This is a genomic window from Frankia sp. CeRuru1 (genome assembly GCF_977966315.1).
Genome location: NZ_CDWWEW010000200.1, coordinates 1 through 8,432, shown reverse-complemented (window position 1 = coordinate 8,432; position 8,432 = coordinate 1). Strand labels below are relative to the sequence as shown.

The window sequence follows — 8,432 nt, the reverse complement described above, 5'->3', positions numbered from 1 at the left end:
TGGGCCACAACCCCACCCGCCGGGTCACCGTCGGGCGGGAGCGGCTGCGGCAGCTGCTTCACCACCACGCCATCTCCTTCCAGCGCACCCGAACCTGGAAGGAAACCACCGACCCGGACGCCGACGCCAGGCTGGACCGCATCGAGGACGTGACCCGCCGCTTGCCCGACCGCTGCTTTCGCCTTCGACCAGTTCGGGCCACTGTCCATCCGCCCTTGCCACGGGCCCTGCCCGGCGCCACGCAAGCACCCCGACCGCGTGCACGCCACCTACCACCGCACCCACGGCATCCGCTACTTCCACGGCTGCTACTCCCTCGGTGACGACACCCTGGCCGCGCTCACAAGCATCCGCGCCTCCGGCGGACCTCGTGACCGTCATGATGCCGGGGTTGCCGTAAGGTCAGCGTTCGGGCGTGGCCAAGATCTTGAACAGCATGGTGTTGGCGGTGGTGAGCATCTGGACGTCGACCCGGCGCAGGCATTCACCCAGGGCAGCCTTGGCCACAAACGTGACCAGGCCCATCACGGCCCACTGCCCCTCCCCCAGGTCGACGCAGAACCCCTCATCGGTGGCGTGCTCCACGACCAGGGCGACCAGCACGGTCGGCTCGTAGGCGATCTCGTTGTAGACCGTGGAGCTGAGGACCAGCACCGCCTGCGGCGCCGGCCCGATGCCCGCGGTCCAGATCTCACCGCGCCGCGGTGGCCTCACCCGGCGGCGTCGGCGAGATTGGGCAGCCCCGACACCGCGAGAGCCCGCTGGTTGGCCTCCCCGAAGGCGAGGGCCGCACCGGCCACCGCCGGGTCGGCCCGCACCCAGGCCCCGTGCGCGGCGCAGCGCCGGCGCATGTCCTCGGCGTCAAGCACGCCCTCGACCCAGGCGTTCATCGAGGTGTGCTCGGCCTCGGCGTACCGCTTGACCGCCTCGTAGGCCTCAGCCGAGAGCCGGAGCGTGATCGTGCGCGACATGCGCAACATGCTAGCAAGATCTGAATGCTAGCAAGATCTGACAGCAGTATCCGCCACAGCGCGGAACGCCTGGTCGCACTATCCGGTCACCAAAATCGACATATTATATGTCCATTTATGTGATTCCGTTGCTCTACCTGGCGGGTCATCTGCCTGGGCGGGACGCGGGCCGTGGAATGTCCGTGGCCCCGACGACGCTGGACTGCGCAGGCATCGTCCTGCCTACCGTGAAGGAGGGTTCACCATGAGGGCCACGCCGTCCTCCCCCGGGTCGTCCACCCCGCCAACCGCGGTCCCACCGACCGCGGTCCCGTCTTCCGCCACACCCCCCTCCGCGGGTCCGCGCCCGCGGCCACAGCCACAGCCACAGCCGCGGATCGACATTCGCCGGGCGGACGACAGAGCGGCGACGCGCGTCGGCTGGCTCGACTCCCACCATTCCTTCTCGTTCGGCCATCACTACGATCCGTCGAACACCCACCACGGTCTGCTGCTGGTGAACAACGACGACACGGTCGCTGCCGGGACCGGGTTCGAGACCCATCCGCACCGGGACATGGAGATCGTCACCTGGGTCCTGCGCGGATCGCTCGTGCACCAGGACTCCACCGGCCACTCCGGCGTCATCTACCCGGGACTCGCGCAGCGGATGAGCGCCGGTCGCGGGATCCTGCACTCGGAGAAGAACGACTCCTGGCGTCTCGACGACGGCGGGGAGCCGCATGACGAGCCGGTGCATTTCGTCCAGATGTGGGTCGCACCGGACCGCCGGGGCATCGACCCCGGCTACGAGCAGCTGGAGATCGACGACGAGCTGCTACGCGGCGGCCTGGTACCGGTGGCGTCCGGGATGGCCAGGCACCGCGGGCAGAGCGCGATCACGATCAGAAACCGGTTCGCGGCCCTGTGCGCCGCCCGGCTCAGCCCCGGTCGGGACGTCACGCTTCCCGAGGCTCCCTACCTGCACCTGTTCGTGGCGCAGGGCGAGGTGACGTTGGAGGGGACGGGTGTGCTGCGCGCCGGGGACGCGGTCCGGTTCACCGCGACCGGCGGTCAGCGGGTCAGCGCCTCGGCTCCCGCCGAGATCCTGGTCTGGGAGATGCACGCCGACCTGGCCGATCTGGCCAATCTGTCCGACCTGTCCGACCTGTCCGACCTGTTCGGTCTGGCATGATCGCGCGGCAGCCGAATTGTGGGGAGCCAGACACGGTCCAGGGACCGCAGACCGTGCTCAGGTCCCCCAAATTCACCGGCCGACGGCCAGCCGGTCCTGATGGGCGAAGAGCTGGTCGTGCATCTCCCAGAATCGCCCGTGCGCCCCGGCGGCCTCCGCAGCCAGCGCCGCGGTGAGCCCGTAGGGATGGACGTCGAACACCGGGAAGTGCCGGAAGACCAGCCGGGCCTGCCCCTGCGAGGTCTCGGTGAACTCGTGCAGGACGGGAGTCGCCCGGGCGCAGTACGGGCATTCGAAGTCGGCATACTCGACGACGACGACCGGGGCGTCGGCCGGCCCGCGGGAATGGCGGAACGGGCCGATCGGCACCGCGGGAGCGGCGGTCCCGGCCAGGATGGATCCGGCCAGGTCACGATTATGACCACCCCGTCGCGCCCCCACCCGCCACCGTGCCGACGGGGGCGGATCGCCAGTGCCGAGGTGGTGAACAATTGGCAGCATGGGCGACCAGCGAGATCCCGGCAGGCGGGAGCGACCTCGGCCGGACTGGGCGACCACCGGGGCGGCCGATCCGCCGAACCCGGCCGAGCCACCGCCTCCCGCCAGACAGGAACATCCCGCCGAACAGGTACACCCCGCCAGACAGGCACATCCCGCCGCACCACCGCCTCCGGCGGATCCGCCGCGTCCCCTCGATCTCAACGCCGACCTCGGCGAGGGTTTCGGGGTCTGGCGCCTCACCGAGGATGAAGCCCTGCTCGACCTGGTCACCAGCGCCAACATCGCCTGCGGGTTCCACGCCGGTGACCCCGCGACAATGCGGCGGACGTGCGAGCAGGCGGTCCGCTGCGGAGTCCGCATCGGCGCCCAGGTCAGCTACCGCGACCTCGCCGGCTTCGGTCGCCGCCGCATCGACATGGACCCCGACGATCTACGTGACGACGTCCTCTATCAGCTCGGCGCGCTGGACGCCTTCGCCCGGACGGCCGGCGACCGGGTCCGCTACGTCAAGCCGCACGGCGCCCTCTACAACGCCATCGTCACCGACGAGGAGCAGGCGCAGGCCGTCGTCGAGGCCATCCGCTGCTACGACGCGACGCTGCCGGTCCTGGGCCTGCCCGGATCGGCGTGGTTGCGGCGCGCGAGCGAGGCCGGCCTGACCGCGGTCGGCGAGGCGTTCGCCGACCGCGCCTACACGGCCGCGGGCACTCTGGTCTCCCGGCGCACGGCCGACGCCGTCCTGCACGATCCCGACGTCGTCGTCGCGCGCGGCGTGCGGATGGCGGTCAAGGGCGTGGTCGTCAGCCGGCAGGGCACACCGGTGGACGTCGACGCCCGCTCTCTCTGCGTGCACGGGGACACGGCGGGCGCGGTCGAGCTGGTCAGACGGCTGCGCCAGGCCCTGCTCGACGCGGGTGTCCCCCTGATCCCGTTCAGCTGAGAGGATCGCGATGCGCATCCTGCCCTGCGGTGACGAGGCACTGCTCGTCGAGGTGGCCGGCCTGGCCGAGGCCGAGGCCCTCTACGCGCGGCTGCGGCGGATCGCCCCGGTCGGGATCATCCAACTGGTTCCCGCGGCGCGGACGGTGCTGGTCGCGTTCGATCCCGCGGCGACCGACGCCGGGCGCCTGAGCGCCGCCCTGCTGCGCGCCGCCGGGGCTCAGCCCGGCACGTCCGGCCCCACGCCCTCGTCCGGCCCCGCGCCGCAGACCGGTCCCGATCCCTCGTCCGGCCCCGGGCCGCAGGCCGGTCCCCCGCTCAACCGGGACGTCGTGACGATACCGGTGCGCTACGACGGCCCCGATCTGGCCGAGGTCGCCCGGCTCAGCGGACTGACTCCGGCGCAGGTCGCGGACCGGCACGTACGTGGCGGGCACCGGGTCGCGTTCTGTGGCTTCGCTCCCGGCTTCGCCTACATCGCGGGCCTCGACCCGGCGCTGCGCGTGCCACGCCGGGACAGCCCGCGCACCCGGGTCCCCGCGGGCGCGGTCGCCATCGCCGACGAGTTCAGCGGCGTCTACCCGCGGACCTCGCCTGGCGGATGGCGGCTGATTGGCCATACCGACCTGCGGGTCTTCGATCCCGGCCGGGAGCCGCCCGCCGTGCTGGCCCCGGGCACGCGGGTGCGGTTCATCGCCATCGCCGACGCCATCGCCGACGCCGACGCTGCCCGGTCGGTGTCGTGATCGAAATATCATGATCAAGATTTCATGATCGAAATCGTCGCACCAGGCCCGTTCGCCACGGTCCAGGATCTCGGCCGGCCAGGGCTCGCGCACCTGGGCATCACCCGGTCCGGCGCTGCCGACCGTCGCAGTCTGTTGCTGGCGAACCGGCTCGTCGGCAACGTCGCGACCGCGGCGGCGGTCGAGCTCACCTACGGCGGCCTCATCGCACGGTTCACGGATCCGGCGCTGATCGCGCTGACCGGCGCGCCGTGCCCGCTGGAACTCGCCGGTCGCCAGATCAGCATGTACTCCCCGGTGGACGTGCCCGCCGGCGCGCTGCTGCGGATCGGGGCACCCGATCGGGGCCTGCGCACCTACCTCGGAATTCGCGGGGGGATCGGTGTCCCACCGGTGCTCGGCTCACGATCGAGTGACACCCTCTCCGGGATCGGTCCGCAACCGCTGACCGCCGGTCGGCAGCTGCCGTCGGCGGCCGACAGCGCGGACCCGCCGACCGTCGACCTCGCCCCGCTCGCCCAGTACCCGGACGAACCGACCCTGCGGGTCCTCGCCGGCCCCCGCGACGACTGGTTCACCGCGGACGCGCTGCCCACGCTGTTCTCCGCGTCCTATGAGGTGACGGCCCAGAGCGACCGGGTCGGCGTGCGGCTCGTCGGGCCGGCGCCACGCCGCCGGATCACCGCGGAGCTGCCCTCGGAGGCCATCGTCACCGGAGGGATCCAGATCCCCCCGGACGGGCGGCCGGTCCTCTTCCTCGTCGACCATCCGGTCACCGGGGGTTATCCCATGCTGGGCGTCGTCGCGTCCGAGGATCTGCACCTGGCCGCGCAATGCCGGCCCGGCCAGCGCATCCGGTTCCGGCCTTACCACGGCTGGACCACAAGATGACAGGCGAGGAGCGCCACCCGCGAAATTCGTTATCTTTGCTCGTATTGCTCCCGGGGGGGGAGACCCGAGGAGGCCTTATGGGTTCGGTTCGATTCACGACCGTCATCGCCGCCGCGTCCGTGGCCGCCCTCGCAGCGGCGCTCACCACGGCCTGCCAGGCGTTTCCCGCCGGCAAGGCAGCGTCGGCGACACCGTCTACGGGAGCCCGGGCCGACCAGGAGATCACGATCGCCGCGACTCCCATCCCGCCGCACCCGTCCGGGGCGGCGCACACGGAGCTCACCGCGGGGTCGTTCGCCCAACCGACCACGCAGCCGCACCCGCAGCCGACCACGCAGCCGCACCCGGAACCGGTTGCGGAGCCGGCGAGGACATCGCCGACGGCGTCGTCCGGCCTGTCCACGGCCACGGCCACGGCCCCGCTACCGCCACGGACCGACGAACCGCCCGCGGGCCTGCCGGACGATGCCCGCCTGCCGGTTCCGGTGCAGGCACCCCTCGTCGCACCGGGCACGAGCGCCGCACCGGGCACGAGCGCGCCCGCTCCGGCTTCGACGCGGACGCCGCCCGTCGCCCCGCCCCGGACCGGCACCGAGGCCGCCGAGGTGGTCCGGTTGACCAATATCGAGCGGGCCCGAGCGGGCTGCGGCGCGCTGACGGTCGACGCCCGGCTGGCAGCCGCGGCGCAGGCGCACAGCGCCGACATGGCGGCGAACGGCTACTTCGGTTACACCGGCAGGGACGGTCGCGGCCTCGACAAGCGGCTGGCCGCCAACGGGTACACCGCCGATCTCATCGGGGAGAACATCGCCGCCGGATCGCTCACCGCGGCTCGGACCATGCAGATGTGGATGGACAGCGCCGATCGGCGGACGACCATCCTCACCTGTGCCTTCACCGCCATCGGCGTGGGCTACGCCACCGGCGGCGCGTACGGCACCTACTGGACGCAGGACTTCGCCGGTGCCGACCCACGAAACCACTCCGGGTCGAGACGCTCAGCCCACCCTGAGGCGCACGGCCGGCCCTGAGACGCACGCTTCCCCTGTTCCCCCCGACGGATCCTTCCGTCAGTGGTGGCTGCGGCGCCGATGACGGCCGAACGCGCCCGTGCGTTCCTCGGCTCCCTCGGCCGGAGCACCCTCGGCCGGAGCACCCTCGGCCGGAGCACCCTCAGTCGGAGCGCTCTCGGCCGGAACGCCCTCGGTCGGGACCGAGGCACTGAGGCGGTCGCTGGGATAGACCTCCGGCTCCGCCAGGGGGCCCGGGCGCATGGCCGCCTGCTCCCGGAGTTCCCGCTGACGGCGCGCCGCGGCCACGTCGCGCACCCCCCGCACGCTCAGCCGACCCCACGCGGTCGAACCGAGAAAGAGGATCACGGCGCCGAGGCCGTAGAAGAAACTGATCCAGACGAGCGCCTGCCGGGCGGACCCACCGACCGGCCGGCCGAGCGCGCCGAGGTCCCAGGGGCCCGCCAGCGTCGGGCCGACGACAAACCAGGCGCCGGCGACGACCGCGAGCCACGCACCCAGCGCGGCGGTGCCCCGGGTGGAGCTCATCAACAGCAGGAACCCACCGACGAACGCGGCGGCACCCGGCAGCACCTCCAACCAGAAACGGGCCGACGTCCAGGTCCAGGCGCTGTTCGGGGTGAAGGCGAAGTCGAAGTACGGCCCGATGAACGGAATCAGCGCCCCCCACACTCCCAGGAGCATCAGCAGCAGACCACTGACCGCACCCCGGCTGCGGGGAATGTGCCAGGCGCCCAACCAGGGGGAGTCGATGTCGGCGACGTGGGTCATCGGGAGCTCCTTCCGTGGCCAACGCCAGGAACGTGCCCCGCCCGGTGCCGATGAACCCTCGCCGGCGACCAGTCACCACCCGGCGCGCGGAAGAGCCGGGCGGTTTCCCGCCCGCGTCGACGATGACCGACTGGGCGCGGACCATCTCGGCCCGGATCTGCGCCGGTGTACGATGACTGAACGGCTGGGCGCCTCCACGGGCGTTTACCGTCTCCGACGTACTGGCGGCGACGAGGTGCTTCAGGTTGACCGCGGCGTTGGCGTCACGGTCGATCACCAGCCCGCAGGACTGGCAGGCGAAGATACGGTCCGACAGGGTGAGGCTTGGGTTTCGCCCGCCACAGCCGGAACAGGTCTTCGAGCCCGGCCACGTGCAGGTCCTCGACGACCACGACGTCATGGCTGGTCGTAAGCCTGGTCGTAAGCTTGCGCAGCCCGTCGCGGCGCTGGTAGGCGACGCGGGCATGGAGGCGACCGAGGGTGGCAGCGCGTCTACGGCGACCGGCACTGCCCGGCCGATCCGGGGCAGCTTCACGTGCCGATCCCCAGCCGGACCGTAGGCGCCGGTCGTGTACCGGAACGAGTCGCGGGCCTTCCCGCGTTTCTTGAACCGGGGAAAGCCGACCCGGCGGCCCTTCCGCGTGCCCGTACGGGAGTCGGTGACGTTCTTCAACCCGCGGGCCAGCCGGTCCAGCCCGGCGCAGGACGTCGAGCATCCGCGGTGTCCACACTGGATGCGGACCGTCGTCGATCGTCAGGGCGACCGCGTCCGCGGGCGCTCCCCACCGGGGCCCACAAATGTTCCAGTAGACCATACATCGGAAATCACCGTTGAAAGCGAGACCAAGCCGACAAGAACCCGTGCGAAGGAAGGAGACGGTCGGGCTTCGGATCAAGGCGGATCGGAACGCGAACCGGGCACATCGAGATCGGTGAGATTAGCGAGATCGGTGAGACCAGGACGGGTCGGAACCAGGGTCCTCGCCGGCCGCCGGGCCCCGGTCAGACCTCAGCGGCCGCCGGGCCCGAACCGCCCAGTCCGGATCCGCCCGGGCTCGTGGCCGAGCGCGACGAGCATGTCGGCCGCTGCCTCGACGAAGCCGTTCGGCCCGCAGACGTGACTACTCCGGAGGATGTTGATCGCCGCGTTCACGCAGGTACTGACCAGGAGGAAGGCACGGGGGCGCGGACCGCCGACGGCCCTGAAAGCCCGGCGAGACGGTACCCATCGTGCACTCATCCCACGTCAGGCCCTACCGCGTCAGGCCACGTCGGTGTCATGCCGTGGATCGGGCGCGCCCTTTCGCCAAGCATGATGTTGAGGCCACGATGTCGACAATCCGGACGAATCGCCGTCTGTTAACATAAATATGCCACACAGTCCACCGATATCCGACGATCATTAGGC

General features: G+C 71.4%; 10 protein-coding genes and 2 pseudogenes. 5 read left to right on the top strand and 7 right to left on the bottom strand.

What is annotated here, in order from left to right; translation table 11 throughout:
* The 3 genes from AC08OP_RS14980 to AC08OP_RS14970 all read right to left on the bottom strand — a co-directional run.
* A partial coding sequence (locus AC08OP_RS14980) for a hypothetical protein (protein ID WP_476614765.1) occupies positions 1 to 209 on the bottom strand: 209 nt, incomplete at its 3' end.
* Positions 210 to 402: 193 nt separating this feature from the next.
* Complete coding sequence (locus AC08OP_RS14975; RefSeq protein ID WP_476614764.1) at positions 403 to 714, bottom strand: MazF family transcriptional regulator; 312 nt, start codon at positions 712 to 714, stop codon at positions 403 to 405.
* The gene (locus tag AC08OP_RS14970) at positions 711 to 971 is read right to left on the bottom strand and encodes a pilus assembly protein HicB (RefSeq protein ID WP_476614763.1); all 261 of its coding nucleotides are present in this window, start codon (positions 969 to 971) and stop codon (positions 711 to 713) included. The genes AC08OP_RS14975 and AC08OP_RS14970 overlap by 4 nt, the downstream gene beginning before the upstream one ends.
* A gap of 244 nt (positions 972 to 1,215) precedes the next feature.
* Here AC08OP_RS14970 and AC08OP_RS14965 point away from each other — a divergent pair, with 244 nt between their 5' ends.
* A complete protein-coding gene (locus tag AC08OP_RS14965) occupies positions 1,216 to 2,145 on the top strand; it encodes a pirin family protein (protein WP_476614762.1) in 930 nt (309 codons plus the stop codon).
* A 72-nt stretch (positions 2,146 to 2,217) separates the two neighbouring features.
* Here the strand turns inward: AC08OP_RS14965 and AC08OP_RS14960 are convergent, their stop codons facing one another.
* Positions 2,218 to 2,586: a DsbA family protein gene (locus AC08OP_RS14960; protein ID WP_476614761.1), complete on the bottom strand. Its 369-nt coding sequence runs from the start codon at positions 2,584 to 2,586 to the stop codon at positions 2,218 to 2,220.
* A 58-nt stretch (positions 2,587 to 2,644) separates the two neighbouring features.
* Here AC08OP_RS14960 and AC08OP_RS14955 point away from each other — a divergent pair, with 58 nt between their 5' ends.
* The 4 genes from AC08OP_RS14955 to AC08OP_RS14940 all read left to right on the top strand — a co-directional run bounded on the left by AC08OP_RS14955 (position 2,645) and on the right by AC08OP_RS14940 (position 6,253).
* A complete protein-coding gene (locus AC08OP_RS14955) occupies positions 2,645 to 3,586 on the top strand; it encodes a LamB/YcsF family protein (RefSeq protein ID WP_476614760.1) in 942 nt (313 codons plus the stop codon).
* A gap of 10 nt (positions 3,587 to 3,596) precedes the next feature.
* Positions 3,597 to 4,331: a 5-oxoprolinase subunit B family protein gene (locus tag AC08OP_RS14950; protein WP_476614759.1), complete on the top strand. Its 735-nt coding sequence runs from the start codon at positions 3,597 to 3,599 to the stop codon at positions 4,329 to 4,331.
* Positions 4,332 to 4,355: 24 nt separating this feature from the next.
* Positions 4,356 to 5,222, top strand: coding sequence for a 5-oxoprolinase subunit C family protein (locus AC08OP_RS14945; protein WP_476614758.1), 867 nt, complete (start codon positions 4,356 to 4,358; stop codon positions 5,220 to 5,222).
* Between the two features lie 77 nt (positions 5,223 to 5,299).
* Positions 5,300 to 6,253: a CAP domain-containing protein gene (locus tag AC08OP_RS14940; RefSeq protein WP_476614757.1), complete on the top strand. Its 954-nt coding sequence runs from the start codon at positions 5,300 to 5,302 to the stop codon at positions 6,251 to 6,253.
* Positions 6,254 to 6,292: 39 nt separating this feature from the next.
* On the opposite strand, the gene AC08OP_RS14935 is transcribed toward AC08OP_RS14940, so the two are convergent.
* The 3 genes and pseudogenes from AC08OP_RS14935 to AC08OP_RS14925 all read right to left on the bottom strand — a co-directional run.
* Positions 6,293 to 7,024: a hypothetical protein gene (locus AC08OP_RS14935; protein ID WP_476614756.1), complete on the bottom strand. Its 732-nt coding sequence runs from the start codon at positions 7,022 to 7,024 to the stop codon at positions 6,293 to 6,295.
* 286 nt (positions 7,025 to 7,310) lie between these two features.
* Positions 7,311 to 7,424 (bottom strand): annotated as a pseudogene (locus AC08OP_RS14930) (hypothetical protein); the annotation flags it as partial.
* Positions 7,425 to 7,440: 16 nt separating this feature from the next.
* Positions 7,441 to 7,740, bottom strand: a pseudogene (locus AC08OP_RS14925) (hypothetical protein); the annotation flags it as partial.
* Between the last annotated feature and the right edge of the window lie 692 nt (positions 7,741 to 8,432).

What these genes read in the sequence shown, in the direction of transcription:
- AC08OP_RS14955 (WP_476614760.1), top strand. Translation starts at nt 2,645, where the DNA reads ATGGGCGACCAGCGAGATCCCGGCAGGCGGGAGCGACCTCGGCCGGAC.
- AC08OP_RS14970 (WP_476614763.1), bottom strand. Translation starts at nt 971, where the DNA reads ATGTCGCGCACGATCACGCTCCGGCTCTCGGCTGAGGCCTACGAGGCG.
- AC08OP_RS14935 (WP_476614756.1), bottom strand. Translation starts at nt 7,024, where the DNA reads ATGACCCACGTCGCCGACATCGACTCCCCCTGGTTGGGCGCCTGGCAC.
- AC08OP_RS14945 (WP_476614758.1), top strand. Translation starts at nt 4,356, where the DNA reads ATGATCGAAATCGTCGCACCAGGCCCGTTCGCCACGGTCCAGGATCTC.
- AC08OP_RS14965 (WP_476614762.1), top strand. Translation starts at nt 1,216, where the DNA reads ATGAGGGCCACGCCGTCCTCCCCCGGGTCGTCCACCCCGCCAACCGCG.
- AC08OP_RS14950 (WP_476614759.1), top strand. Translation starts at nt 3,597, where the DNA reads ATGCGCATCCTGCCCTGCGGTGACGAGGCACTGCTCGTCGAGGTGGCC.
- AC08OP_RS14940 (WP_476614757.1), top strand. Translation starts at nt 5,300, where the DNA reads ATGGGTTCGGTTCGATTCACGACCGTCATCGCCGCCGCGTCCGTGGCC.